31 protein-coding genes are annotated in these 24,943 nt (G+C 35.5%); 22 read left to right on the top strand and 9 right to left on the bottom strand.

The features are described 5' to 3' along the window. Positions 1–4: 4 nt before the first annotated feature. Positions 5–808, bottom strand: a complete 804-nt coding sequence (locus M014_RS0122380) for an NAD kinase (protein ID WP_026593678.1) — start codon at positions 806–808, stop codon at positions 5–7. A gap of 193 nt (positions 809–1,001) precedes the next feature. On the opposite strand from M014_RS0122380, the gene M014_RS0122375 reads away from it, so the two are divergent. The 5 genes from M014_RS0122375 (at position 1,002) to M014_RS0122355 (ending at position 5,420) form a co-directional block, all read left to right on the top strand. Then, positions 1,002–1,640, top strand: coding sequence for a DUF2953 domain-containing protein (locus tag M014_RS0122375; RefSeq protein ID WP_026593677.1), 639 nt, complete (start codon positions 1,002–1,004; stop codon positions 1,638–1,640). Between the two features lie 9 nt (positions 1,641–1,649). Beyond that, entirely contained in the window at positions 1,650–2,045 is a 396-nt protein-coding gene (ytfJ, locus tag M014_RS0122370; protein WP_026593676.1) for a GerW family sporulation protein, read from the top strand. Positions 2,046–2,225: 180 nt separating this feature from the next. Then, entirely contained in the window at positions 2,226–2,726 is a 501-nt protein-coding gene (gene tpx / locus M014_RS0122365) for a thiol peroxidase (RefSeq protein ID WP_026593675.1), read from the top strand. 217 nt (positions 2,727–2,943) lie between these two features. Further along, positions 2,944–3,930, top strand: coding sequence for a class I SAM-dependent methyltransferase (locus tag M014_RS0122360; RefSeq protein WP_026593674.1), 987 nt, complete (start codon positions 2,944–2,946; stop codon positions 3,928–3,930). Positions 3,931–4,226: 296 nt separating this feature from the next. Beyond that, entirely contained in the window at positions 4,227–5,420 is a 1,194-nt protein-coding gene (locus M014_RS0122355; protein ID WP_026593673.1) for an acetate kinase, read from the top strand. 22 nt (positions 5,421–5,442) lie between these two features. Here the strand turns inward: M014_RS0122355 and M014_RS0122350 are convergent, their stop codons facing one another. Further along, complete coding sequence (locus M014_RS0122350; protein WP_026593672.1) at positions 5,443–5,880, bottom strand: NUDIX hydrolase; 438 nt, start codon at positions 5,878–5,880, stop codon at positions 5,443–5,445. A 109-nt stretch (positions 5,881–5,989) separates the two neighbouring features. Between M014_RS0122350 and M014_RS0122345 the strand changes: the two genes are divergently transcribed. Beyond that, the gene (locus M014_RS0122345; protein WP_026593671.1) at positions 5,990–6,823 is read left to right on the top strand and encodes an EcsC family protein; all 834 of its coding nucleotides are present in this window, start codon (positions 5,990–5,992) and stop codon (positions 6,821–6,823) included. A gap of 29 nt (positions 6,824–6,852) precedes the next feature. Here the strand turns inward: M014_RS0122345 and M014_RS0122340 are convergent, their stop codons facing one another. After that, positions 6,853–7,503 (bottom strand): YitT family protein, encoded by a 651-nt coding sequence (locus tag M014_RS0122340; RefSeq protein ID WP_026593670.1) that lies wholly within the window; start codon positions 7,501–7,503, stop codon positions 6,853–6,855. Positions 7,504–8,371: 868 nt separating this feature from the next. Between M014_RS0122340 and M014_RS0122335 the strand changes: the two genes are divergently transcribed. Further along, positions 8,372–8,578 (top strand): hypothetical protein, encoded by a 207-nt coding sequence (locus M014_RS0122335; protein ID WP_026593669.1) that lies wholly within the window; start codon positions 8,372–8,374, stop codon positions 8,576–8,578. A gap of 13 nt (positions 8,579–8,591) precedes the next feature. On the opposite strand, the gene M014_RS0122330 is transcribed toward M014_RS0122335, so the two are convergent. Then, positions 8,592–8,909, bottom strand: coding sequence for a radical SAM protein (locus M014_RS0122330; RefSeq protein ID WP_026593668.1), 318 nt, complete (start codon positions 8,907–8,909; stop codon positions 8,592–8,594). Between the two features lie 166 nt (positions 8,910–9,075). Between M014_RS0122330 and M014_RS0122325 the strand changes: the two genes are divergently transcribed. The 4 genes from M014_RS0122325 (at position 9,076) to M014_RS28800 (ending at position 13,453) form a co-directional block, all read left to right on the top strand. Then, a complete protein-coding gene (locus M014_RS0122325) occupies positions 9,076–10,281 on the top strand; it encodes an argininosuccinate synthase (protein WP_026593667.1) in 1,206 nt (401 codons plus the stop codon). Continuing rightward, positions 10,278–11,666: an argininosuccinate lyase gene (argH, locus tag M014_RS0122320; RefSeq protein ID WP_026593666.1), complete on the top strand. Its 1,389-nt coding sequence runs from the start codon at positions 10,278–10,280 to the stop codon at positions 11,664–11,666. Before M014_RS0122325 ends, argH begins: the two co-directional genes overlap by 4 nt. A gap of 214 nt (positions 11,667–11,880) precedes the next feature. After that, a complete protein-coding gene (locus M014_RS30395) occupies positions 11,881–12,222 on the top strand; it encodes a serine hydrolase domain-containing protein (protein ID WP_026593665.1) in 342 nt (113 codons plus the stop codon). Beyond that, entirely contained in the window at positions 12,191–13,453 is a 1,263-nt protein-coding gene (locus M014_RS28800) for a serine hydrolase domain-containing protein (RefSeq protein WP_081811108.1), read from the top strand. The genes M014_RS30395 and M014_RS28800 overlap by 32 nt, the downstream gene beginning before the upstream one ends. A 44-nt stretch (positions 13,454–13,497) precedes the next feature. Here M014_RS28800 and M014_RS0122305 read toward each other — a convergent pair whose 3' ends face one another. Next, positions 13,498–14,067, bottom strand: coding sequence for a DinB family protein (locus tag M014_RS0122305; protein WP_026593664.1), 570 nt, complete (start codon positions 14,065–14,067; stop codon positions 13,498–13,500). Positions 14,068–14,413: 346 nt separating this feature from the next. Here M014_RS0122305 and M014_RS0122300 point away from each other — a divergent pair, with 346 nt between their 5' ends. Next, on the top strand, positions 14,414–14,755 hold the full coding sequence (locus M014_RS0122300) for a zinc ribbon domain-containing protein YjdM (protein ID WP_026593663.1): 342 nt from the start codon (positions 14,414–14,416) through the stop codon (positions 14,753–14,755). A 70-nt stretch (positions 14,756–14,825) separates the two neighbouring features. Here M014_RS0122300 and M014_RS0122295 read toward each other — a convergent pair whose 3' ends face one another. Both M014_RS0122295 and M014_RS0122290 read right to left on the bottom strand, forming a co-directional pair. After that, positions 14,826–15,005 (bottom strand): hypothetical protein, encoded by a 180-nt coding sequence (locus M014_RS0122295; RefSeq protein WP_026593662.1) that lies wholly within the window; start codon positions 15,003–15,005, stop codon positions 14,826–14,828. A gap of 169 nt (positions 15,006–15,174) precedes the next feature. Then, positions 15,175–15,633 carry a universal stress protein gene (locus tag M014_RS0122290; RefSeq protein WP_026593661.1) on the bottom strand — a complete coding sequence of 153 codons (459 nt, stop codon included), beginning with the start codon at positions 15,631–15,633 and terminating at the stop codon, positions 15,175–15,177. Between the two features lie 149 nt (positions 15,634–15,782). On the opposite strand from M014_RS0122290, the gene M014_RS0122285 reads away from it, so the two are divergent. The 9 genes from M014_RS0122285 (at position 15,783) to M014_RS0122245 (ending at position 21,715) form a co-directional block, all read left to right on the top strand. Next, complete coding sequence (locus M014_RS0122285) at positions 15,783–16,574, top strand: SDR family oxidoreductase (RefSeq protein ID WP_081811117.1); 792 nt, start codon at positions 15,783–15,785, stop codon at positions 16,572–16,574. A gap of 136 nt (positions 16,575–16,710) precedes the next feature. Then, the gene (ald, locus tag M014_RS0122280) at positions 16,711–17,844 is read left to right on the top strand and encodes an alanine dehydrogenase (protein ID WP_026593659.1); all 1,134 of its coding nucleotides are present in this window, start codon (positions 16,711–16,713) and stop codon (positions 17,842–17,844) included. Positions 17,845–18,089: 245 nt separating this feature from the next. After that, the gene (locus M014_RS0122275) at positions 18,090–18,524 is read left to right on the top strand and encodes a hypothetical protein (protein WP_026593658.1); all 435 of its coding nucleotides are present in this window, start codon (positions 18,090–18,092) and stop codon (positions 18,522–18,524) included. Then, a complete protein-coding gene (locus M014_RS30390) occupies positions 18,514–18,645 on the top strand; it encodes a hypothetical protein (protein WP_255301461.1) in 132 nt (43 codons plus the stop codon). Before M014_RS0122275 ends, M014_RS30390 begins: the two co-directional genes overlap by 11 nt. A gap of 253 nt (positions 18,646–18,898) precedes the next feature. Next, positions 18,899–19,333, top strand: a complete 435-nt coding sequence (locus tag M014_RS0122265) for a hypothetical protein (protein ID WP_026593657.1) — start codon at positions 18,899–18,901, stop codon at positions 19,331–19,333. Positions 19,334–19,656: 323 nt separating this feature from the next. Further along, on the top strand, positions 19,657–19,989 hold the full coding sequence (locus M014_RS0122260; RefSeq protein ID WP_026593656.1) for a cupin domain-containing protein: 333 nt from the start codon (positions 19,657–19,659) through the stop codon (positions 19,987–19,989). Then, positions 19,986–20,780: a GNAT family N-acetyltransferase gene (locus tag M014_RS0122255; protein WP_026593655.1), complete on the top strand. Its 795-nt coding sequence runs from the start codon at positions 19,986–19,988 to the stop codon at positions 20,778–20,780. The genes M014_RS0122260 and M014_RS0122255 overlap by 4 nt, the downstream gene beginning before the upstream one ends. Before the next feature lie 2 nt (positions 20,781–20,782). Next, on the top strand, positions 20,783–21,127 hold the full coding sequence (locus tag M014_RS0122250; RefSeq protein WP_026593654.1) for a DUF6176 family protein: 345 nt from the start codon (positions 20,783–20,785) through the stop codon (positions 21,125–21,127). Positions 21,128–21,508: 381 nt separating this feature from the next. Further along, positions 21,509–21,715: a hypothetical protein gene (locus tag M014_RS0122245; RefSeq protein ID WP_026593653.1), complete on the top strand. Its 207-nt coding sequence runs from the start codon at positions 21,509–21,511 to the stop codon at positions 21,713–21,715. A gap of 12 nt (positions 21,716–21,727) precedes the next feature. On the opposite strand, the gene M014_RS0122240 is transcribed toward M014_RS0122245, so the two are convergent. Both M014_RS0122240 and pepQ read right to left on the bottom strand, forming a co-directional pair. After that, positions 21,728–22,561: a DUF2785 domain-containing protein gene (locus M014_RS0122240; RefSeq protein ID WP_026593652.1), complete on the bottom strand. Its 834-nt coding sequence runs from the start codon at positions 22,559–22,561 to the stop codon at positions 21,728–21,730. Positions 22,562–22,990: 429 nt separating this feature from the next. Then, on the bottom strand, positions 22,991–24,088 hold the full coding sequence (gene pepQ, locus M014_RS0122230; protein WP_026593651.1) for a Xaa-Pro dipeptidase: 1,098 nt from the start codon (positions 24,086–24,088) through the stop codon (positions 22,991–22,993). A gap of 148 nt (positions 24,089–24,236) precedes the next feature. On the opposite strand from pepQ, the gene M014_RS0122225 reads away from it, so the two are divergent. Beyond that, positions 24,237–24,920, top strand: coding sequence for a metal-dependent hydrolase (locus tag M014_RS0122225; RefSeq protein WP_026593650.1), 684 nt, complete (start codon positions 24,237–24,239; stop codon positions 24,918–24,920). Positions 24,921–24,943 lie beyond the last annotated feature (23 nt).

Genomic DNA, 24,943 nt, shown 5'->3' with positions numbered 1-24,943 from the left:
CATCTTATAAAAACGTTCTCTGTACTTTTTCCCAGAACGAATTATTTTTTAGTTTTACTGTTTTAATTTGTTTATCACTTAAACGAACAACTGCTTTCTCGACTTGTTTAATGCTAAGCGCTTCATTATCCATTCCGATAACAGGGTAATCATTACCGTCTGGAGCAAGCTTTAACGTTAATGTACGTTCATGATTTAAGATGAACGGTGATCCAAGTGTACGGTATGTGTTGTTATTTAAAGAAGCAAGTTCGCTTATTTGGAAGCATGGAATCAATGGATCAACAACTGCGCCGTGCAATGATTTATTATAAGCTGTACTTCCTGTCGGTGTAGAGATGACTAAACCGTCTCCTCTAAATGTTTCGAAATATAAATCATCAACATGTACATCAACTACAAATGTTTTAATGATGCTAGAGCGTAAAGAAAACTCGTTTAAACAATGGAAAGATGTGTCATGATCAACATCTATTTGAATTGTTGGATATTTTCGCACTTCAATTTCATTTTGTGTAATTTCTTGAAGGGCTGTATCGACATGGTCAATGTGGAAATCACAGTAGAAAGAAATTTCATCTTTCGTAGAAACCCCTGCATATAAGCAATCTTCTCTAAAACCTGTTTTACGAACGGCTTGTAAGAAGGTGCCGTCATCTCCAACACTGACGATAGCGTTTGCATTTTTTGGATGATCTAATATGGTAAATCCATTTTCCTCTAAAATACGACATATTGGCTTCATTTTTTCGACAAGCGTTGCTTTGTCATCACCATAAAAGAAAAATAAATTGCGGCGATCTGTCATTGTGTATCCCTCCATTGCAGTCAAATTTAACGTGGTGCTCCATTAGAAAAATTCTGATGGTATGCTCAAATAATATATTTCGATATAAAATGTCAAAATCCCTCTTTGTTTTTAGAAAAATTTTTATATTCAATCTTATAACTACTTGTTTAATCCTGTTTGAACCTGTCGATAATGGATGTGGAGTGAAAGGATGATACAAATGAAGTGGTTTGTGATTGGAATTGGAATTCTTCTCTTGCTCGTTTTACTTATACTATTGTCGAAACTATCGCTTAAAGTGACGTTTTTATATTCAGAAATGGAGAAGCAATGTTTATTTCAAGTGAAAATATGGATGATTCGATATACATTTGATGTGCTGGAAAGAATTGAAAAACAACAAAAAAAGACCGAACAAAAAATTGAAAAGGCAGAGAAAGATGGCGGTATAGAAAATAAAATTATGGCGCAACTTGATAGTGTCGGGGAACTGATAAAAAAGCTTCAAGAAATCCATACTATCATTAAAGGTTTTCTTAAAAAAGTGAAAATCAATAAGTGGAGATGGCATTCGCAAATTGGAACTGGGGATGCAGCTAGTACTGGAATTATTACTGGATATGCATGGGGAATAAAAGGAATGACTGCGGGGGCCTTGGGACAATATACACATGTTATCGATGTACCGGAGTTTGAGATTACACCTGTGTTTCAAGGGAAGGGATTTGCATCGAAAGGTGAATTAACAGCATCCTTTCATATATATCGTGCCCTAGTAGCAGGGGTGAAGTTACTCTTGTTTATGAGAAAACAAAAATCTGGTATAACAGAAAAATCTGTACAAGCATAGGGGGATAAAATGGATCATCCAATTCAAGGTTTAATGACAACTGCAATGCAGCATTTAAAACAAATGACTGATGTAAATACAATTATCGGCGATCCAATTAAAGCGGCTGATGGGAGCGTCATTTTAACGGTTTCTAAAGTGAGCTTTGGGTTTGCTGCTGGCGGGAGCGAGTTTGGAAAAGTAGAAAGCTCCGGTCGTCATCCATTTGGAGGAGGGAGTGGTGGTGGTGTCTCCATTAACCCAGTCGCTTTTCTCGTTATAAATGGACAAGGCGTAAAAGTATTACACTTAGATCAACAGACACATGTGATTGATAAAATCCTTGAGTTAGCACCGCAAGCTGTTGATAAAGTGAAGGAAATGATGGAGAAGCGAAAAGGCGACGAACCAGAATTTGAAATATAGAGGATGAATTTCTGAGAAGAAGGGCTAAATAAAGGCCCTTCTTTTTTTGTGCTGAATTATGAAAGTGGCATCTTTTTTGAAAAAATATATAAGTTGAGTTAGTTTCATTTGTATTTTAGAATCATTATGACTATTATTAACACTATACATACTTTGTTTTATTAAAAGGAGGATTTTCAAGTGACAAACGTAACTTTTAAAGGTAACCCAATCACTTTAGTTGGAACAGAAGTTAAAGTTGGCGATCAAGCGTCAAACTTCCAAGTGCTAGCAAACGACTTATCTCCAGTAAGTTTAGAAACATACAAAGGTCAAGTGAAATTAATTAGTGTTGTACCATCTATCGACACAGGTGTATGCGATGCGCAAACTCGTCGTTTTAACCAAGATGCAGCTGGTATTGAAAACACAAAAGTATTAACAATTAGTGTAGACCTACCATTCGCTCAAAAACGCTGGTGTGCAGCGAACGGCTTAGAAAATGTAGCAACACTTTCTGATCACCGTGACCTTTCATTCGGTGAAGCTTACGGTGTAGTAATGAAAGAGCTTCGTTTACTTGCTCGTGCAGTATTCGTAGTAGACAGCAACGACAAAGTAGTTTACGTAGAATACGTAAGCGAAGGTACAAGCCATCCAAATTACGAAGCAGCATTAGAAGCAGCAAAAGCTGCTAAGTAATGTAAATGAAGGCGACCTCTATGTAAGAGGTCGTTTTTTCTCATATAGTGCCGAACGCGGATGTACTGAAAAAGCGCTGATATATAAGAAGAAACAGTCGATATAAAATTAAAATCTGAAAAGGGAGCTCTTAAAAAGGGGTCGCTTTTTCTTTTGGCAAAAAATTAGATTGTGGTATGATATAAGTTATGTGTAATTGACAGAAGGAGGAATGTACGTGAGTCAGGCAGTAGAAACATTATTTTCTATTTTTGATTCTTCTACCGTAATTTTACGTAAAGAATTGGATGTAACCTATTTAGAAGCGCTTGTGGAAACAGGGGATAATCTGTTTGAAGGAGCGGTTCTACAAGAAGAATTATCTGAATCAACAATTGAACGGTTGAATCGTGAATATAGTAAGTTTAATGAAGAAAAATATAAAGGCGAGGAAATTCGCAAATCATTTCAACTTGCGATTCTAAAAGGAATGAAAGAAGGCGTGCAAGCCAATCACGAAATGACGCCTGATGCAGTTGGAATGTTTATGAGCTACTTATTCCATAAATTTATGAAAGATCAAAAAGAAATCGTTGTTTTAGATCCTGCGATTGGGACAGGGAACTTAATGACGACAATTTTTAATGGTGCTCAAGAAGGTGCAACGATAAGTGGATTTGGTGTAGATGTGGATGATTTACTTGTTAGACTTGCTTTAGCGAATGCGAATTTACAAAAGCAAGCAATCGAGTTCTTCAATCAAGATGGACTAGCACCGCTTTATATTGACCCAGTAGATGCAGTTGTTTGTGATTTACCAGTTGGATTTTATCCAAACGAAATTGGCGCAAGTGAATATACTCTTAAAGCAGATGAAGGAATGTCTTATGCACATCACTTATTTATTGAACAAAGTGTGAAACATACAAAAGAAGGTGGCTATTTATTCTTCTTAGTACCAAACTTTATCTTTGAAAGTGATCAAGCGCCAAAATTACATGCATTTATTAAAGAAACAAGCTTTATTCAAGGACTATTACAGCTTCCTGTTTCCATGTTTAAAAACGAGAAAAATGCAAAAAGTATATTTGTTCTCCAAAAGAAAGGTCCAAATGTAACAATGCCGAAACAAGCTTTGTTAGTGGAATTACCTAAATTTTCCAATATGAAGGCGATGGAGAATATTATGGATCAATTAAATACTTGGTTTGCAACGTATAAATAGTAATATATGTAACAGGAGTACTCTTAGATATAGTACAGTTTTGTATTGTATGTAATAATTTTTAATATATACAAGATAAAACTGAATTTTTTTGAAATCTGTAATATATATTTTTTCTTGGTGTTACAATTTTTTCACTTGAAATATATGTCGTACGATGTTTAAATTAAATTCGTGAGTATAAAATTTACTGGGGATGAAACGTTTTCATCTTTGGTATATTTAAACAGATAAAATCGAGCGGTTTGTGGTCTCATCCACACAACTACCAAGAGAAAAAAGGGGCGAAAGACTAGATGTCAAAAATCATCGCGATTAATGCAGGAAGCTCTTCCTTGAAATTCCAATTATTTGAAATGCCAAGTGAAACAGTATTAACAAAAGGTTTAGTAGAACGTATCGGTTTAGAAGATAGTATCTTCACAATTACTGTGAACGGTGAAAAACAAACAGAAGTAACAAATATACCAGACCATGGAGTAGCAGTTAATATGTTACTTAACAAATTAACTGAAAACGGAATCGTGAAATCTCTTGATGAGATTAGCGGTATCGGTCACCGCGTTGTACACGGCGGCGAAAAGTTTGATGATTCTGCTTTAATTACTGACGAAGTATTAGCGGAAATCGAAAATTTAAGCGAATTAGCACCACTTCATAATCCAGCACACGTTGTTGGTATTAAAGCATTCCAAGCGGTACTTCCAAACGTACCAGCAGTTGCAGTATTCGATACAGCATTCCATCAAACAATGCCGGAAGAATCTTTCTTATACAGCTTACCATATGAATACTATGAGAAATATGGTGTTCGTAAATACGGTTTCCACGGAACGTCTCATAAATATGTAACACAGCGTGCAGCTGAATTATTAGGTCGTCCACTTGAAAGCTTACGTTTACTTTCTTGCCACTTAGGTAACGGTGCAAGTATCGCAGCTGTAGAAGGCGGAAAGTCTATCGATACTTCTATGGGCTTCACTCCACTTGCTGGTGTAACAATGGGTACACGTTCTGGTAACCTTGATCCTGCGTTAATTCCATACCTAATGGAAAAAACAGGACAATCTGTAGAAGAAGTTCTAAACGTATTAAACAAGAAAAGTGGTATGCTAGGTCTTTCTGGATTCTCTAGTGACTTACGTGACATCGAACAAGCGGAAAAAGAAGGAAATCACCGTGCAGAGGTAGCGTTAGATATATTCGTAGAGCGTATTCATAAATATATCGGTTCTTATGCAGCTCGTATGAAAGGTGTAGACGCAATCATCTTTACAGCTGGTATTGGAGAAAACAGTTCTCTAATTCGTGAGCGTGTATTAGAAGGCCTTGAGTTTATGGGAGTATACTTCGATCCGAAACGTAACAATGTTCGTGGCGAAGAAGCATTCATCAGCTTCCCTCACTCTCCAGTGAAAATTATTATAATTCCAACTGACGAAGAAGTTATGATTGCTCGTGACGTATTACGTCTTGGAAATATTGGTTAATATATGAATAAAAGACGGGATCCTATAGGATTCCGTCTTTTATTTTTGTTGCGAGAAAATGCATGATTCCATTTGGATACAAAGTTTTTTCTTGCCCGAGAAATGCTGTAATGGGAATCCACTTTGCATATGCACTTCGTTCGTTATCTTGCATAGGTATCATTTCACTTCCATATAATGATGTATCTGTAAAATGAAGCGAGTACAATTGAATAATCTCATGTCCGGCTTCCTCATCTACATAAAAGATATTTTCAAGACATCCTAAGTAAGTTGTAATTTCTACTTGTGCATTAATTTCTTCCTTAAATTCACGAATCACTGTTTGATCTGATTTCTCTCCAAATTCAATAGAACCGCCGAGTGGCCTGTAATATGTTTGAATTTCTGTTTGATATTCTTGAACAAGAATACGCTTGTTATGGAGTAGGATTCCAAATGCCTTTGCGCGTGGGTACATATTATAACCTCCTATATATTGGATAAATATATGTTTAGCCTATCAGATTTGTAAAGAAAAATCTGAAATATGTTACAATAGAACAAAATTGAGCGAGGTGGTTGTTACGATGCAATCGAAGCGAGAACAAGCCATTTTACAAGAGGTTAAAAATTGGGAAGGACAGCTATTGGAACAGGAGTCAACCGATTTTCAAAAGATGTTTGATAAGTGGTTGCATACTTCAGTCGCAAAGGTTCCGGAGAAAAAGCGAAAAGAATTTTTTGCGAAAGCAGACGGATGGTTATTTCATCTTCATGCATTGATTCAGAGTTCACAATCGCAGCTTGATGCGCGAAATCGTATTTTAGGAACAGCGCGGTTGTTTGATGAATCGATTGAACAGCTGGGAGAATTGAAAGCATTATCCATTGATCAACTAACATACATAGCAGAGCAACAGACCGCGCGTCATCGTTTATATTCTTTTGTACAGGGAGGAGCAACTGGAGTCGGTGGTTTATTATTGTTGACAGCCGATTTTCCGGTCATGATTGCGTTAAATGTAAAGGCAGTTCAACTTATTGCAACATCATTTGGTCATGATGTGAACAAGCCATATGAAATGATGCTCGCTTTAAAAGTATTCCATGCTGCCTTACTGCCAGCAAGGCTTCAGCAATATGCTTGGTATAACTTGCTTCAGGAGCTAGAACAAGAGGATTCGTTCTTTTATGAAGGGGAAGAAGAAGTATTAAAACCAGCTTCTACAGAAATTTTGTTAAAACAAATTTTGAAGACTTTTTCTATTTATGCGCTTCGACGTAAACTATTTCAAGGTATTCCTGTATTAGGGATGGCGATTGGTTCTACGGTGAATTACCGTCTAACAAGGAATGTAACAGAATTTGCAACCAGGTTCTACCAAGTGCGTTACATAGTAGAAAAAGAAAAAAGAGCATAAAAAAAGCGAGAGGCCAAGGCCTTTCGCTTTTAGTTTGTTGCATGTTGTTTTGATATTGGAATAGATACTGTTTTCTTTTCTTCTGCTGGATAATAAATTAAATCAAGCGTCTTTGCCTGCACAGCAATTGAAAGAATAGTAAAAGCAATTTCTGTCCAAGTTAAATAATATAATGAAAGTGTAAGTACAATCGCATCAAAGACGAAGAAAATCTGACCAATTGTAAATCGAGTTTTTTTACTTAGTACAATTGTTAAAATATCGTCTCCACCGGTTGAACCACCAAATCGCAATATAAAACCGAGTCCAATCCCAGCCAGCGCACCACCTAGTACTGCAGCTATCCATAAATGATTTGATAAATCTACTGTAAATGGAGAATAGTTTTCCATTAAAGAATAAAATACTCCGAATGAAATCGATCCTATAAATGAATAACCAACCATCTTTTTACCTAAAAATGTAGCACATAGCAAAATAATCGGGATATCCATTATTACAGTTGAAATTGACGGTGAAATATCAAAAAAGTTTTGGATAAATAGTGCAATTCCTACAAAGCCACCTTCAGTTAAGTGGTTTTGAAAATGAATGTGATATAGTGCTGCTGATAAAATAAATGAACCGATTAAAAGCATAAAAATTTCTTTAATAATTTGTCGACTTTGGATGTTCCTCATCGTTATTCCTTCTTTCCGTAGTTAGTAGTTCTTTTCATCTTGTAAACTAACTACGAGCTCATATAGCCTTCAGTTAGTTTACATCAAACTAACTACGCTATATATCGCTGAAGAAATAACGAATAATCCTCTCGTCCATCAATTCTCCCTACTTTCGTTTTAGTTTAAGTCTAAAAACGACTAAACAAAACTTTGAGTAGGATTGGTTATTTAGCAATCCTGCCTTCTTCTTCGTTTTGTTTAGTAATTATCAATAAAGGCCTAAACAAAACGCTATGTGTAAGAAGAGTCTTTTCGTTGCCAAATTATCCTTCGGGCAATCATAATTTCCCCACTCTCGTATTTTTTTTCGCTAGACTAAAGTATCTGAGCAAAAAAATACGCTACGTGTAAGATTCGTCAATTCGATGCCACATGCTCCTTCGAGCGATCATGATATCAAAATCCTTTCTGTAAAAGATTTTATATTATTATATCATACTTTCAAAAAATGTATGCGGATGGAAACCGACAATAACCGGAGAAAAATTACATAATTTGTAATTTTATAGGAAGTATGCTGCTATTTTTAAATATTTTTGCAAAATAGTCCTATTTGTTTAGGAGTTGGGAGAGGATGTCCAATAAGTAATAAGAAAGAAGTACTGAAATTTACGCACTTGTTTCCTGTTTGTCACTTTTTTCTTTGAAAAAAGCATCCCAGTTAATGGGGGATAAAAATTAAACTTCCTGTAGAGTCATGTTTCTGTACAAATTCTTTTCGTTAGTATATGACGCGGGGAATGTATATTGTGTTATTTTTTTACAAAAATAAGTTTGTATGAGAGTATATTTGTATAGATGGATGAATGGTAAGGGAGGAGATAGTATGTTCAAAGATATGTTCAAAAGAAAAGAATTAGTATGTTCTCTTTGTCAAAAAAAAATTCAATATGAAGAAGAATTGGTTGCCTTTGTAAAGTTACCAAAAGAAAGGAATCTGTTAGTAGGTCCTTTTGATGTATGCTTAGCGAAATCAGCGGAAAATATATATTGCAAGCCTTGTTATGAAAAAAGCATGACCCACAGTAAATGAGGGCATGCTTCTTTTATTGATGCGCTTTTCCCTCAGACACATGTTGAGTAAGACGATACCATAGCCATAAATCGTTAATGATAGAGGCAAGATCGGCAATCTCAGAATTGAGTTTACAAGAAATCTCAAAATTTTCCTCGTTATTTAAACGCTGTTGTTTTTGGTTAATATGATATTCCAGTTCTTTTATACGATCAGGTATTTTTCCACGAATTTGTTCCCATTTTAATAAAATTGCATGCTGCATGTTTTCAGGGATATCTTCCCATTCTTCTTGTAGTTCAGGTACTTCTATTCCTAGGTGTTCATCGTATATAAAATATTGTTCCATATAGACACCCCCATTTTCTGTTTCCATTGTACCGAAAAAAAGAAAGAAGTTCGATGAAATTGTTAGAATTTTTTTTGTTAATATCCCTTGATTCATTTTATAAAAGGTGTTAAAGTTTGAATTATTATTAATTATAATGAATATTTATTCTTTAGGGGGATATAAAATGGAGAAGAAAAAAGTTGTGTTAGCATATTCCGGAGGTCTTGATACTTCCGTTGCAATTAAATGGTTACAAGATAAAAATTATGATGTTATTGCGCTTTGCTTAGATTTAGGGGAAGGTAAAGATTTGGATTTTGTAAAAGAAAAAGCACTTTCAGTAGGCGCAGTTAAATCTTACATGATTGATGTTCAAGAAGAATTTGCGAATGAATATGCATTGATGGCTCTACAAGGTCATACGTTATACGAAGGGAAATATCCACTTATTTCTGCATTATCTCGTCCGTTAATTGCAAAAAAACTTGTAGAAATTGCGGAGCAGGAAGGAGCAAGTGCTGTCGCACATGGATGTACAGGAAAAGGGAATGACCAAGTTCGTTTTGAAGTTTCTATTCAAGCATTAAATCCGTATTTAGAAGTAATTGCGCCAGTACGTGAATGGAAATGGTCACGTGAAGAAGAGATTGCGTACGCGAAAGAAAATGATGTCCCGATCCCAATCAATTTAGATAGCCCGTTCTCAATTGACCAAAACTTATGGGGACGCAGTAATGAATGTGGAATTTTAGAAGATCCGTGGGCAGCGCCTCCAGAAGATGCATATGAAATGACATTAGCATTAGAAGATACACCGAATAAACCAGAGTTTGTGGAAATTGGATTTGAAGCAGGGGTACCAACAACATTAAATGGCATTTCTTATTCACTTTCAGAACTAATCAAAACGTTAAACACTCTTGCTGGAAAACATGGGGTTGGGCGTATTGATCATGTGGAAAACCGCCTTGTTGGGATTAAATCACGTGAAGTATATGAATGCCCAGCAGCAATGACGTTACTTACAGCACATAAAGAGTTAGAAGATTTAACGCTTGTAAAAGAAGTAGCTCATTTTAAACCAATGATTGAGCAAAAATTAACGGAATTAATTTATAACGGTTTATGGTTCTCGCCTTTAAAACAAGCGCTTGTTGCTTTCTTACAAGAAACACAAAAAACAGTAACAGGTACTGTACGTGTGAAATTATTTAAAGGTCATGCAATTGTAGAAGGACGTAAATCAGAATACTCTCTATATGATGAAAAATTAGCAACATATACAGTGGATGATGAATTTAACCATGATGCTGCAGTTGGCTTTATTTCTTTATTTGGTCTTCCAACAAAAGTATACAGCCAAGTAAATCAGAAGAAGGTGGAAGCGTGAGCAAACTTTGGGGAGGCCGTTTTACAGCAGAAGCAGAAGAGTGGGTCGAGGAGTTTGGAGCTTCCATCTCCTTTGACCAAAAATTAGTGGTAGAAGATATAGAAGGAAGTATCGCTCACGTTACGATGCTTGCGAAGCAGGGGATTGTGACAAAAGAAGAAGCAGAGAAAATTAAAGAAGGCCTTCAACATTTATTAGAAAAAGCGAAAATAAATGAGTTAACTTTTTCAGTAGATGCTGAGGATATTCATTTAAACATTGAAAAAATGTTAATTGAACAAATTGGTGACGTTGGTGGAAAGCTTCATACAGGAAGAAGTCGTAATGATCAAGTTGCGACAGATATGCATTTATATTTACGGAATAAGGTGAAAGATATTATAAAGGCAACGAAACAACTGCAATCGGTTCTTGTTCATCAAGCAGAGAAGAATATTGAAACAATTATGCCGGGGTATACACATTTGCAACGTGCACAGCCAATTTCGTTTGCTCATCATGTACTTGCATATTTTTGGATGTTAGAGCGCGATGTAAATCGTTATGAGGATTCAGTGGGGCGCATTAATATTTCTCCGCTTGGTGCGGGTGCTCTTGCGGGAACTACATTTCCGATTGACCGTTCGTATAGCGCAGAGTTGCTCGGTTTTGAAGGAATCTATGAAAATAGTTTAGATGCAGTGAGTGATCGTGATTTCATACTAGAATTTCTTAGCAATTCGTCCATACTAATGATGCATTTATCACGCTTTTGTGAAGAACTCATTTTATGGAGCAGTCAGGAATTTCAATTTATTGAAATGAGCGACCAGTACGCAACGGGAAGCAGCATTATGCCGCAAAAGAAAAACCCTGATATGGCTGAACTCATTCGTGGTAAAACAGGGAGAGTATACGGCAATCTATTTAGCTTGTTAACGGTAATGAAAGGATTGCCGCTTGCTTATAATAAAGACTTGCAAGAAGACAAAGAAGGTATGTTTGATACGGTGAAAACAGTAGAAGGCTGCCTGCACATTATGGCTGGCATGCTAGAAACGATGACTGTAAACAAAGAAAAAATGGGGCAAGCCGTAACACAAGACTTCTCCAATGCAACAGAAATTGCTGATTACTTAGCAAACAAAGGACTTCCATTCCGTCAGGCGCATGAAATTGTTGGAAAGCTCGTTCTTCATTGTACGCAAAAAGGAATCTATTTATTAGATGTACCGCTAGAAACATATCAAGAAATGAGTTCGTTATTTGAAGAAGATTTATATGAAGTTCTTTCGCCATATGCAGCGGTAAAACGTCGTAATAGTGCAGGTGGAACAGGATTCGAACAAATTCAAAATGCACTGGAAAAAGCGAAGGTGTTAGTGGGAGAGACTGTAAATTTATAAGGATGAGAGGATACTCCGCTCTATATAGGAGCGGGGTATCCTCTTTTTTTACTAGAAAAAATAATAAGTGTGTTAAAGGAGAAAGGAGTTTCGCAATCTTAAGTTGAAATTTGGGTAGGTGGAAGATTTAGTAATGTAAGGAGCGTCTATTATGCCAACTTATTAAAGAGTTTACTTCAAATGAAATTCAAAAAGAATAGGGAGGTAATGCCCTGTGTTATCTATAAAAGATATTGAATCGCATATAGAACAACAAGTACAGAACAAAACAGTACCGGGGTTTGCACTATCAATCATAAATGAAACAGAAATTTTGTATGAAAAGGCATTCGGTCTCATGAACTGGGAAGAATCGAATCAGAAGGTTACGACCGATACATTGTTCCGCGTTGGATCAGTTAGTAAAAGTTTAACAGGGACTTTAATAATGAAGCTCGTAGAAGAGGGGATTTTAGATTTAGATGTTCCAATTTGTACGTATATAGAAGAGTTTACCAGAATACGCTCGCACCATAACTCTTCGTATGTTGCTAAGTCATACCGCGGGTTTACCTGATGGAGGAGATATAGAGGGACCTCGTGATCAGGCAGGATGGGTATCTTATATAGAGGAAATAGTTCCTAATTTGAAACTAGTAACTCCACCTGGCATCCTATATTCATACGGAAATCATGCTTATAATCTTGCAGGATATGTAGCTCAATCTGTATGTAAAAAGCCGTTTGCAGAGCTCATGAAGGAATATGTATTAGATCCACTTGGAATGACTAGAACAATGTATGATCCGCTTGAAGCGATGACGTATCCTCTTGCTTTAGCCCATGAAAAAACAGAACAAGGCGATTGGAAGGTACAACATAAATTTGCAGAAAATGTAACGAATTATCCTTCCTTTTTTGGAATGTCGACCATAACAGATTTATCTCGCTTTGCGATGATGCATTTAAATAAAGGGATTTTAGATGGTAAGACCTTTTTAAGGTCAGAAATAATTGAGGAAATGCATAAGAAGCAAGTTGATAACTACACTTTAAACGAGTTTGGTAGCTGTTTAGGTTTGATAATAGAGAAAGAGCGAGGCTGCGAAATGCTTTGGCATAGCGGAGCGATAAGCACATATAAATGTTTTTTAGTATTGTTCCCAGAGAAAAAGCTAGGATTTGTGACGATGGCGACGCAGGATTATGGGTGGGAAATTATAGAGATGTTAATGAACCAATTCATAGGACAAACTGTTAAACCTAAAATCACTCCTGTTCAAGTTGATTCGGATTGTTGGAGAAACTATGAAGGGGCGTATTTAGGTGCAAAAAGAGGATTTGTCAGTATAACAATTGAAGATACTGCTCTTATGATGGAGTGGAATGGAGAAAAAATGCAATTAGAACCTGTTCGAAAGGATTTCTATATAGCGCGTCATAATGGTGAGGTAGTATCGATAGGGTTTCGAGTAATGGATTTAAGAACAAAGTATATCGTTATTAATGGAAGCCCTTGTAAGTATACAGATTTACAAAGAAAGCATGTTCAGGCAGTAGAATGGAAGGATTATGAGGGAACATATTCAGCAGGCGTATTTGAGTTTAGCTTCTTAAAAAAAGAAGGTAAACCAGTATTTGTAGATGAAGACCAGCACTATCCTTGTTTTCCAATCAACGCTTCTATATTTTACGCAGGAGAATATGGACTTCTTCGATTTGCAAAGAATACAAGCGGATCTCCAGTATTATCTATTCAAGATGCATGGCATTTGGAATATGTAGGAGAAGAAGTAAAGATAAAGTGAAACTTAAATCAGTGAGGGATTCAGGTCTCACTGATTTAGTGTTTTTATACTTCTAGACTACGTGCATGCATCGTTTTATAGATATTTTCAATGATTAAAAAATGATGTTTCTCATGTATCGCTAAAAGTTGAATGGCTTGAATTAGGTTGGGATACTTAGCGAGTGGATCCAAAAATACAATGTGCCCCGCGATATTTTCTTCTATATTTTGAACGCATATTTTGATTGCATTTGTTTCGTTAACTAGCAATTGTTCCAGTTCTTTACCATCCATAGAATAATAGATTTTTTTGGATGGTACTAAAATCCAAGGAGCTTTCATTCCTTTCCCATTTTTTTCTTTGTATACTGCATAGATGTCATGTATTTCAGTTGCAAACGGGGCATTTCTTCTTATTTTGGCATAGGGAAGAAGTGTGAAAGAAAACTTAATTGCAACTTTTAGCATTTTTGCAATTAAGTACAGGTGGTAGAGATGTTCCCCAATTGACCATTTCCCATTTTTATTTCGATGCCATAGTTCTTCTTGCGGAAGTGATTGTAGTTTAGGGAGAAATTGAGATCTTTGTTGATTTAATGTGTGAAAATGTTTTGATATACTTTCAGATTTCATGTACCAGAACCCCTTAGTTCATTTTCCTAATTATACCATCATTATAATTGTTTTGTATTTTGGAAGGGGAATCCATGCTAAAACAACTCTTCATCTGGAATAGTATGTTTAGAAATCTAAGTTTACCGCATTGCCATCAACGTAAAGAAGGAGAGCACACTATATGATGTGCTTTCTTTTTTAGAAAACGTGTTCACATAAAGTTGGCTTGTCAATCTGAAAATACTATGGCAGTATATAAGGAACATCCCTATTTTTCGTGAGTTTCCAGTTCGTAATTGTTAAGTTTACGTAAGTATGAAAAAGGGAATTGAGAGTAATTTTTATAATGGAGGAAATAAAAAATATGCAAAACTTACCGAACTGTCCGAAATGTAATTCAGAATATACGTATGAAGATGGAAGTCTATTTGTTTGCCCAGAGTGTGCGCATGAGTGGGCTCTAGGGTCAGAAACTGAAAATAGTGAAGACAAAAAGGTTGTTAAAGATGCAAATGGAAATATCTTAAACGATGGTGATGCTGTAACAGTAATCAAAGATCTTAAAGTAAAAGGAACTTCATCCGTTATAAAGATAGGTACAAAAGTAAAGAGTATCCGTTTAGTTGATGGAGATCATGATATTGATTGCAAAATTGACGGATTTGGAGCTATGAAATTAAAATCTGAATTTGTTAAAAAGGCATAAAAAGAATCGTATATAAATGATTAAAAAGACGTTCAGTAAGGTGGTTTTGCCAATTACTGAACGTCTTTTCTTATTCGTATTTATGCCGATTTTCTGTAATACGAATATATTCAATATCCATTAAATCACGGAGGAGTGCACCATGACTCAGCTCAACACCATGCTTTTCTTTAAAATGAGAGCAGATTGTGTCGAGCATTTCAATTTCTTCATCATTTACATCTAAAATAATTCGTTCGGAATCGCCCATGTAGCATCCCTCGTTTCTTTTTTTCTTAGCGTAACCGAACAGATATATTCTATCCTTCGATTTTTAAGTTAATCGAATGGGAGCAAAGATATATTTTGTTATTTGATATTTGAATACACAAAAAAGCATCAAGCCTACATGAGCTTGATGCTTTTATATTTTTGATAAATTATAGTTCACCTTGCTCTTCTTCACCACGGACAACAAGGACATCGCATTTCGCATAGCGAATAATATGTTCAGAGACGCTACCGATTAAGAAGCGTTCTACAGCGTTTAAACCAGTTGCACCACACATAATTAAATCTACTTTATGTTTTGGAGCAATTTCTTTTGAAATTTTAGATTTTGGATTACCGAATTCTAATACAGTTTCTACTTTTTCAAGACCAGCTTCAGTTGCAGTCTTTTTGTAGTCTTCTAATAAATCTTCTGCAAAGAGATTTGCACGCTCAGCAATTGCTCGGCTATATGCTTCTACAGCAGAGTATGCTTTTACATCAACGATATGAGCGATTGTTAATGTTGCGTTGTTGCGCTTTGCAACTTGAATTGCTTTTTTAAAGGCTTTTTCTGCTTCTTTGGAACCGTCCACTGCAATTAAAATATTTGTATATGTATTATTCATAGTAGATTCCTCCCAATTCTTTTTTATAACCTTTTTACAACTTAATTATAAAGCAAAATATGGTAATGTGCTTGTCGAAAACGTTACAGAATTTTGAAAAATTTATTTCGATTCTTTTTAGTTGTAATTGATGGGATAACTTGTTACATATTGAGTATAGGAATAAAAAGGAGGCTATTTTTGTGAGACACGCGCTCATTACAGCCGGTACGAAAGGTTTAGGAAAGCAAGTAACAGAAAAATTATTGACTGAAGGATATTCAGTAACCGTAACATATCGCAGCGATATAAGAGCTGCCAAAGCAATGAGGGAAAAATATGAACATATAGCAGAACGACTGCAGTTTGTGCAAGCAGATGTCACGAAAAAAGAAGATTTACATAAAATGGTAGAAGGAGCAATTGACCGTTTTGGCAAAATTGATTTTTTAATCAATAATGCAGGTCCTTACGTATTTGAACGTAAAAATTTAATTGATTATGAAGAAGATGAATGGAATGAAATGATACAAGGGAATTTAACAGCAGTGTTTCGTTTATTAAAACTTGTCGTTCCGATCATGAGAAAAGAGCGTTTTGGCCGTATTATCAATTATGGGTTTCAAGGAGCGGATAGTGCACCTGGTTGGATGAACCGTTCCGCATTTGCTGCAGCAAAGGTAGGACTGGTCTCATTAACAAAGACAATTGCTTATGAGGAAGCAGAATACGGAATTACATCAAATATGATTTGTCCAGGAGATATTATTGGTGAAATGAAAGAGGCAACGATTCAAGAGGCACGTATGATGAAAGATGCCAAGACACCAATTGGTAGATCTGGAACAGGTGAAGATATCGCTCGCACAATTGCATTTCTATGCGAGGAAGATTCTGATATGATTACGGGCACAATCATTGAAGTAACAGGGGCCGTTGATGTTATTCACAGACATCGATAAAAATAGATAAAATCTATAGGAAAACTCGAGATATTTTTTGTCAAATATTGAGATATTATGTTAAAATATAAGAGCATAGAAAGCGCTTTAAAAAAATGATTCAGGGGTCATTTCATAACTCAAGGGGGAATTAAGAATGCGTATCGGTATTCCAACAGAAATTAAAAACAATGAAAACCGCGTGGCAATGACGCCAGCTGGTGCTGTGCATTTAGTACACAATGGTCATGATGTTTTTGTTCAAAAGGGTGCAGGTTTAGGATCTGGCTTTACAGATGAAGAATACGTACAAGCTGGGGCAAAACTTGTTGAAACTGCTGAAGAAGCATGGAATCAAGAGATGGTTATGAAGGTAAAAGAGCCAATTGAAAGTGAGTATGGTTATTTCCGTGAAGGTTTAATTTTATTCACATACTTACACTTAGCTCCAGAACCAGAATTAACAAAAGCTTTAATCGATAATAAAGTAGTAGCAATTGCTTATGAAACAGTACAATTAGACAACCGTTCTTTACCACTACTTGCACCTATGAGTGAAGTAGCTGGTCGTATGTCTGCACAAATTGGTGCACAATTCCTTGAGAAAAACAAGGGCGGTAAAGGCATTTTACTTGCAGGCGTTCCGGGAGTAAAACGTGGTAAAGTAACAGTTATCGGCGGTGGTCAAGCTGGTACAAACGCGGCGAAAATTGCGGTAGGTTTAGGTGCTGATGTAACGATTATCGACTTAAGTGCAGAACGCCTTCGTCAATTAGATGATATTTTCGGTAACCAAGTAAAAACTTTAATGTCTAACCCTTATAACATTGCAGAAGCTGTAAAAGAATCTGATCTTGTAATCGGTGCAGTATTAATTCCAGGTGCAAAAGCGCCAAAACTTGTAACAGAAGAAATGATTAAATCAATGGAAACAGGTTCTGTTGTAGTAGATATCGCAATTGACCAAGGTGGTATTTTCGAAACAACTGATCGTATTACAACTCATGACAACCCAACTTATGAAAAACACGGCGTTGTTCACTATGCAGTTGCAAACATGCCTGGTGCGGTTCCGCGTACATCAACTCTTGCGTTAACAAACGTAACAGTACCATATGCAGTACAAATTGCAAACAAAGGTTACAAAGAAGCTTGCTTAAGTAACTCTGCATTATTAAAAGGTATTAACACGTTAGACGGCTATGTAACATTTGAAGCAGTTGCAGAAGCACACAGCTTACAATACGCTGATGCGAAAGAGCTTCTTGATAAAGCTCCTGCTTTATCATAATAAAAAAATTGTGAGACCTTCCTTAGATAAGGAGGGTCTTTTTGTATGTAGTAACTCAAGTGTCTTCTACAAAAAGTTAGACCTCGATTTAACAAAATATTCAATATGTTTTTATAACGTATGATAGACAAAAAAATTTTAAGAATGATACGATAGGATTTGGGGAATTATGTTTATTTCATATGTGATTTATAATAAGTAACGAGAATTATAGAATAAAGTAAATTGGTCTAGGGGGGGATCCAATGGGGAGGAAAAGTAGTAAGAAAAAACAGAAGAGACAACCTAAACAACAGCATGTATTGCAACAAAAGGAAGTAGTTATAGAGCAACATGAGAAACCAATTGCCATTATACTTAAAGTACTTAGAATCATTACTATTTTTCTGTATTTAGGATTCTGTGTTTACATCTATTTTAAAATGAGTCAGTCACATCTAACTAAGGGGTTTTTTGGGGAGTTATTAAAGATATTTGTAGGAATAGTAGAAATGGTGTTGTATGGCTTTTTATTTCTATATATATGGACACCAAGTGATAAAGGTGAACAGGATAAGAGCAAGGCGAGAAGGAGAAAAGGTTCATCAAATTCATCAAGTGGATTTGTAAACTATAGCGATAACGATTGTAGTAGTTCAGGTGATAGTGGAGGAGGAGATTGCGGAGGCGGTGGAGATTAAAAAAGTAGTCCGCCTTAAAATGTTTCATTATTTGGAATGGTACGAGGCGATTTTGAAAGAAGTTGCCAATAAAATGAAACATTCAGCGGTGGAGCTTTCTCCATCCACCGCTGAATATTAGCCTTCACCAACTGGACTTTGACGAGCAGTCCATCTCTTACTAATTTTTTCTGTCAGGGAGCTTTGAGACGAGGGGTATTACTGCTCGTAAATATTAGGATAAAAGGGATGCTCTTTAATTTTTACTCGTAATACGAGATAGAGAGCATCTTTTTGTTTTGAAAATCTAAAAATTGGAATTTTTTCTTGTTAATGAGATTCCTCTTATGGTAGTTTGGGATTATATAAATAAGTAGATTTAAAGAGGGGATGTCATGGGGAGAAAGAGTAGGAAGAAAAAACAGATAAAACGGCAGAAATATATAAAGAAAAAGCAGGAACAGAATATACCATTTCAACAGAAGCTGGCTTTTCGTATAGAGGGAATTGCTAGGTATATTAGTATGGTTTTATATGTGATTTTGTGTATGTATTTGTTAGGTGTATTTTATCAAATCGAGATAAGACCTGAATTTTTGGAAGACATCTTTCAGGGGATTGTTTTTTTGGCACCATTCGGTATGTTTTTTGTATTGTTTGACAAAGTATGGCCAAGCCGTGAAAGTAAAAATGATAAGAAAAGGCAGCAGAAAAGAAAACGATCTTCCTATGCTTCAAACTCGTCAAGTGGATTTGTAAACTACAGCGATAATAATTGTAGTAGTTCAAGTGATAGTGGTGGTGGAGATTGCGGGGGCGGTGGAGATTAAAAAAGTAATCTATCTTAAAATGTTTCATTATTCAGAATGAAACGTTAGAACTTGAAAGAGATTACTAGGATGGAATAGTGTATCGCAGAAAGGAAGCGCAGTAATAAATTTAACAAAAGAGCCAGAAGAAAGAATACAAAAGAGAAATGATTTGAACGAGAGGAGAAGCTATCGTTAGTTTAGAGCAAACTGTACGAGAATTAAAAGAAGAAGTGAAAAAAGTAAGGAAACAGAAATAGAAATGTTTTTTGATCTTTGCAATTGTAATTGTACTTGGCTGGTTTTTGCGGAAATAATAAATAACTTAGGGGATGGGAAGAATGATGGAGAAAGTAAATCTTTTAGAACTCACAAAAGAGATTACAGAGCAGCACAAAAATTTTGTTGTCTCGAATATAAATAATCATTGTTTGCGGATTGCTGTGTTTATGGGAGAATATGATTGGCACTTTCACTCGAATTCGGATGAATTATTTATAGTACTCGAGGGAGAATTGCTGATCGATTTTCAGGATAAGGATACAGTTGTTCTAAAACCGAATGATTCTATTTTAATTCCAGCAGGTACTATCCACCGCACAAGAGCACTACAGCGAACCGTTAACCTCTGTTTTGAAAATTTAGAAGCGGATACTGTTATTGTGGAGAATGTATGAGAAAGTTAGTGTTACCAGAGTATCATAAGATTCTTCCGGTTTTAGAAGAGAACAAACAGACAGCTACTTTTGCCTATGCAGTATGTGATCAAACGATAGATGGTGAAATCTTTGTAAATGATAGATTAACAGCAGGAATGATTGCGACTGCTAATGGTATTTACTATTTGTTTGGAGATACATATGATCAGGAATTTCAATGTACTTTGTTTTCTCACATTGAAAGTAATGTTTTAACAACAGAGAAACGATTCACATTATTTGTGTCTAGCTTAGATTGGGAAAACATTATTGAAAATCATTTCAAGGATGTATTTCGGAAAATCCCTCGAAAAAAATTTCTATTTCAAAGAGAGTGCTTTGAAGATGGAAAAAGAGAAGTAGATGATTTTACGTACCAGGTCATACGTGTCGATAAAAATGTAATAGAAAAAAGTACGGAATTTACGGAGCAGTATTATAAAGAGTATTGGGGATCAAAAGAAACGTTTTTGAAGCGTGGTTTTGGTTTTTGTATTGTACAAGGTCAAAAGGTAGTGGCGGAGTGTATTTCAATTTTTAGAGGTGATGATTTTGCGGAAATTGATATTGCAACACATCCAGACCATCAACGGAAAGGGCTTGCTGGATTAGTCGCAACTTCTTTCATAGAACATTGCATACAAAATGGAATTACACCGTGTTGGGATTGTAATAGCGATAACATTTCTTCACAAAATTTAGCTGGTAAATTAGGTTTTTGTCATCCGATAGAATATGTTTTATATGTACGAAAAAAGATGAGGGAATAAACATGAAGGTCGAATTAACAAGATTTAAAGTGAAACCAGGAAAAAGTCATCGTGTGGATGAGTGGATGAAACTTCTCAATAATCATATGAAAGAAGTACTTTTGACATTAAACGACGAAAAAATGTATGTAGAGACAATTTTCCGGGAAATAAGGGATGAGAAAGAGTATTTGTATTGGTATTCGGTACAAGGAGAAGGCGGAATAGATGTCGAAAGTTCTCAGCATGAAATTGATAAAAAGCATTTAGAGTTTTGGTATGAATGTATCGATGAAGAATCGCCTGTTTCCCATATGAAAACAGAAGTTGTTATGATTCAAGATGTTGTTAAAGAAGCGATGAAATAATATTTTTGTAAGTAATAGGAAAAGTTCATCAGAGGAGATGGGTTTTTTGCTTGTAGAAAATTACATATTTCAAGCCTTTCTACTCATATAAGAAATATTGTTAGAGCGCTCAACATGGTGATTCCAACTACATGAATTTGAAGGAATAAAAAGCCCCTCTATTAATTTTCTGCTATAATAAACACTTATTATTATAATTATTAATATAGAGAATTATAAATACAACTACAAATGATTATTCAAGTAGAATTAAAGAATAATTGAAATTAGTTGTGGGGAGTACCATATATAAGAGGGGGAACAGTTGAGAAATATCTATTTCGAAACATTAGTGAGAATAGTTAGAAAATTTATGTTATAATATGGAAAAAGGGGGCCTATATGAAGCAAATACATGGAGCAATTTATATCTACATAACAATGTTTTTTGTTGGAGCGTCTTATGGTTTAGGACATTCATACTCGCACCCAATTTTAACTTTTTTGAGCGGGACATGTATGGCCATCGCGATTTGTGTACACTTTTTCTCAGTTTGGATTGTTAAATTTCAATTAAATATTAGTGAAATGGAAGAAGGCACCTTTTGAGAGGCCTTCTTTTTAATTGTATTGACGAAATCTTTTTAATAAGTTTTCAATCTCGATTTCTGTTTCTTTACATATGGAATTTGTTCGTAATCGGAAGAATAAGCTTCGCAAAAATGATTTTATATTTCTGTATAACGCTTCATAAGGTGCGGTAGATAATTTTGTTTTTTGAACTTCCATTTGATTTATTAAGGAATGTAAGGATGAGATGAGTTCTTTTTTATTTAAACCGTTTTTAAGCATGGCGATGATAGGAGTGACAATTCTTTCATCTTCTTCATAGTTGTAATGAGTTGTATGTACACTTACTTTTTTTAATAGAGTTTGCATTATTTCTGGGTAATATGTGGTTTCAAGCTTTGGATTGTTGACAAGTTCATCGAATGTATCTGAAACATGAGCGATGCTATGAGCCCAACCTTGTTCACTAACATATCCGCGAAAATCATGTTCTTGGTTCATATATATAATTAATTTGTCTTTCACATCTAATATGTCAGACGGTGATAAGAAGTTATGTTTTGTATCGGCGTATATGATTAAAGCAATTAATAGTGTTGTAAATGATCGAGTGAATACTGCATCCTTATCATCTGTAGTGATTTTATAAAATAAATATTGTTCGTTTATACTTTGTGACAATAATTGCGATAATTGTGTGTGTGTAATATGATCATTTGTAATAAGATGGAAAAACGTTGTGTAGATTAATGTATCTCGTAAATAACTATCTGGGGTGCCGATATGCTGAAGCATTTTTGAAATTAGTTTATCGATATCTATCGTGGAATCTATGGTGTAATGATTAGCCTTTATTTCTTCTAATTGTTTTTGAAGTTGTTGCATGCAATCTCTCCTTTTTTTATGTGTTTAGAAAATTCTGTATTTAAATATTATAATAGAAATAGAGAATATACAAGAAATACATACTACAGTAAAAAGAAAGTTATTGGACTTTTCACGATAGTAATAGCATGTATACGTAATGAGAAAGTTGAGAATGAGCATGTGAATGTGCAACAACAAACAGAAAAAGGTGCTATGGAAGGATACGTTATGATGAGAAATGAGACTGTATATTTCATCATGAATAAAAAATCCGAAATGATAGAAGTTATATAAATCAACACCTACATATGGGAATCCAAACAGACGTGATTTTAAATTTTGACGATGAAGGTGTATATAAAGTTGAAATCAGGATAACTGTTAATAGGTTTGAGATAGTAGAGACATAGGATATAAAAAAAGGTAGCGCAGTCGCTACCTTTTTTCTTATTTAACAAACTGTAATTCTTTTGGGAATTTCGTTAAAATTTCTGATCCGTCTTTCGTGATGTAGAGATCATCTTCAATACGAACACCGCCTACGTTTGGTATGTAAATACCTGGTTCAATTGTGAAGACCATTCCTTCTTTTAATGGAGATGGATTTCCTTCTTTTACATCTGGATACTCGTGTACGCTAATTCCAAGTCCGTGGCCAAGGCGGTGCGGGAAGAAATCTCCATAACCTGCATCTGCGATAACAGAGCGAGCAGCACGGTCAATTTCGCCAAGTGTAACACCTGGTTTACAAGCTTCAACCGCTTGTAATTGGCCAGCTAGTACAGTGTTATAAATGCGTGTTTGTTCTTCTGAAATATCGCCAAATGCTACTGTACGTGTAATGTCAGAGCAGTAACCGTCAATGATGACACCTAGGTCAAATAGTACGAAGTCACCGCGCTTCATTTTGTTTGCTCCTGGAATGCCGTGTGGCAATGCGGAGTTTGCTCCTGTTAGTACCATTGTGTCAAAGGACATTTTATGAATGCCTTTTTTCTTCATTTCATGTTCGATGATTGCTAACACTTCTAATTCGCTACGATTTTCTTGAATCGCATTTACACCGATTTCAACAGCGTAGTCAGCCATGGAAGCTGCTTGGCGTAAAATAGAAAGTTCTTTTTCGTCTTTAATTAAACGAAGTTCGCGTACTTTTTCTTCGGCAGATTGGAAAGATGCTTTCGGGAATAATTTTCTTACTTCTTCATAGCGTTCTACATTTAAATGTTCTTTTTCAATTGCCACTTTATTTACATCGATGCCACGGTCTTGAATTGCTTTTGTAATCATATCCCACGGTTTGTCTGTATCAGTGAATCCGATAATTTCATGCGCCCAACCAGCGTTTCTAGCCTGACCTTCTTCCATTTTAGGGCAGATTAAAATTGGTTCTTTTTCTTGGAATACAAATAGACCGAGTAGTCTTTCGTGTGGTTCGCAATGGAAGTTTGTCATATAGAAGATGTTTGGTGTAGAAGTTAAAAATGCAGCTTCTACGTTCTGTTCTTGTAGCCATTGCATTAAGTTTTCTAATCTAGTATTCATAAATTCGCACCCCCGAGATTTTAATTACATATATAACTTTACATCGGATGGAAGCGTTATGACAAGCAAATCGATGTTTGAAAAGACAGGGAATTGTGAAATCATGTAGAATACAAGGTGTGAATGTAAACAAGGGAGGAATATAATCATGAAAGTATCTTATCATGGCCATTCAGTTGTAAAGATTGAAACGAATGGGAAGGTTATCTTAATTGATCCATTTTTAACAGGTAATCCCAAAACAGATTTAAAGGCCGAAGATGTTAAGGTAGACGCAATTATCTTATCGCATGGTCATGGTGATCATGTCGGCGATACAGTAGCGCTTGCGAAGAAAAATAATGCGGTTGTTGTGGCACCATTTGAACTCGCAACATTTTTAGGATGGCAAGGTGTGAATACGCACCCAATGCATATCGGTGGCTCGCATGTATTTGATTTTGGGAAAGTGAAATTTACACAAGCATTCCATGGTTCTAGTTATATTGATGAAGAAAATAAGACGATTACATATACGGGAATGCCGGCTGGAATTTTATTTACGGCAGAAGAGAAAACGATTTATCATGCAGGGGATACTGCATTATTTTCTGATATGAAGTTAATTGGGTCTCTGAACAAAATTGATATCGCATTTTTACCAATTGGTGATAATTTTACAATGGGACCAGAGGATGCAGTATTAGCTGCGGAATGGATTGGAGCAAAAACGGTTGTACCAATGCATTATAATACGTTCCCAGTTATTGAACAGGATCCGCATCTTTTTGTGCAAAAATTAACAAGTAGTACAGGTAAGGTATTAGAAGCTGGGGAAAGTATTACAATATAAAAAGAAGACCCTTCATTTGAAAA

Source organism: Bacillus sp. UNC437CL72CviS29 (assembly GCF_000482345.1).
Taxonomy (GTDB): Bacteria; Bacillota; Bacilli; order Bacillales; family Bacillaceae_G; genus Bacillus_A; species Bacillus_A arachidis.
Note: the sequence above shows the minus strand (reverse complement) of the source record. Positions and strands in the feature narration are given on the sequence as shown.

What these genes read in the sequence shown, in the direction of transcription:
- M014_RS0122305 (WP_026593664.1), bottom strand. Translation starts at nt 14,067, where the DNA reads ATGAAATCTGAAAGTATATCAAAACATTTTCACACATTAAATCAACAA.
- M014_RS0122255 (WP_026593655.1), top strand. Translation starts at nt 19,986, where the DNA reads ATGAGAAAGTTAGTGTTACCAGAGTATCATAAGATTCTTCCGGTTTTA.
- M014_RS0122275 (WP_026593658.1), top strand. Translation starts at nt 18,090, where the DNA reads ATGGGGAGGAAAAGTAGTAAGAAAAAACAGAAGAGACAACCTAAACAA.
- M014_RS0122350 (WP_026593672.1), bottom strand. Translation starts at nt 5,880, where the DNA reads ATGTACCCACGCGCAAAGGCATTTGGAATCCTACTCCATAACAAGCGT.
- M014_RS0122335 (WP_026593669.1), top strand. Translation starts at nt 8,372, where the DNA reads ATGTTCAAAGATATGTTCAAAAGAAAAGAATTAGTATGTTCTCTTTGT.
- M014_RS0122340 (WP_026593670.1), bottom strand. Translation starts at nt 7,503, where the DNA reads ATGAGGAACATCCAAAGTCGACAAATTATTAAAGAAATTTTTATGCTT.
- ytfJ (WP_026593676.1), top strand. Translation starts at nt 1,650, where the DNA reads ATGGATCATCCAATTCAAGGTTTAATGACAACTGCAATGCAGCATTTA.
- M014_RS0122330 (WP_026593668.1), bottom strand. Translation starts at nt 8,909, where the DNA reads ATGGAACAATATTTTATATACGATGAACACCTAGGAATAGAAGTACCT.
- M014_RS0122225 (WP_026593650.1), top strand. Translation starts at nt 24,237, where the DNA reads ATGAAAGTATCTTATCATGGCCATTCAGTTGTAAAGATTGAAACGAAT.
- M014_RS0122380 (WP_026593678.1), bottom strand. Translation starts at nt 808, where the DNA reads ATGACAGATCGCCGCAATTTATTTTTCTTTTATGGTGATGACAAAGCA.
- M014_RS0122345 (WP_026593671.1), top strand. Translation starts at nt 5,990, where the DNA reads ATGCAATCGAAGCGAGAACAAGCCATTTTACAAGAGGTTAAAAATTGG.
- M014_RS0122290 (WP_026593661.1), bottom strand. Translation starts at nt 15,633, where the DNA reads ATGAATAATACATATACAAATATTTTAATTGCAGTGGACGGTTCCAAA.
- M014_RS0122295 (WP_026593662.1), bottom strand. Translation starts at nt 15,005, where the DNA reads ATGGGCGATTCCGAACGAATTATTTTAGATGTAAATGATGAAGAAATT.
- M014_RS0122265 (WP_026593657.1), top strand. Translation starts at nt 18,899, where the DNA reads ATGGGGAGAAAGAGTAGGAAGAAAAAACAGATAAAACGGCAGAAATAT.
- M014_RS0122300 (WP_026593663.1), top strand. Translation starts at nt 14,414, where the DNA reads ATGCAAAACTTACCGAACTGTCCGAAATGTAATTCAGAATATACGTAT.
- M014_RS0122260 (WP_026593656.1), top strand. Translation starts at nt 19,657, where the DNA reads ATGGAGAAAGTAAATCTTTTAGAACTCACAAAAGAGATTACAGAGCAG.
- M014_RS0122375 (WP_026593677.1), top strand. Translation starts at nt 1,002, where the DNA reads ATGATACAAATGAAGTGGTTTGTGATTGGAATTGGAATTCTTCTCTTG.
- M014_RS0122245 (WP_026593653.1), top strand. Translation starts at nt 21,509, where the DNA reads ATGAAGCAAATACATGGAGCAATTTATATCTACATAACAATGTTTTTT.
- M014_RS0122240 (WP_026593652.1), bottom strand. Translation starts at nt 22,561, where the DNA reads ATGCAACAACTTCAAAAACAATTAGAAGAAATAAAGGCTAATCATTAC.
- ald (WP_026593659.1), top strand. Translation starts at nt 16,711, where the DNA reads ATGCGTATCGGTATTCCAACAGAAATTAAAAACAATGAAAACCGCGTG.
- M014_RS0122355 (WP_026593673.1), top strand. Translation starts at nt 4,227, where the DNA reads ATGTCAAAAATCATCGCGATTAATGCAGGAAGCTCTTCCTTGAAATTC.
- pepQ (WP_026593651.1), bottom strand. Translation starts at nt 24,088, where the DNA reads ATGAATACTAGATTAGAAAACTTAATGCAATGGCTACAAGAACAGAAC.
- M014_RS28800 (WP_081811108.1), top strand. Translation starts at nt 12,191, where the DNA reads ATGTTGCTAAGTCATACCGCGGGTTTACCTGATGGAGGAGATATAGAG.
- M014_RS0122250 (WP_026593654.1), top strand. Translation starts at nt 20,783, where the DNA reads ATGAAGGTCGAATTAACAAGATTTAAAGTGAAACCAGGAAAAAGTCAT.
- M014_RS0122325 (WP_026593667.1), top strand. Translation starts at nt 9,076, where the DNA reads ATGGAGAAGAAAAAAGTTGTGTTAGCATATTCCGGAGGTCTTGATACT.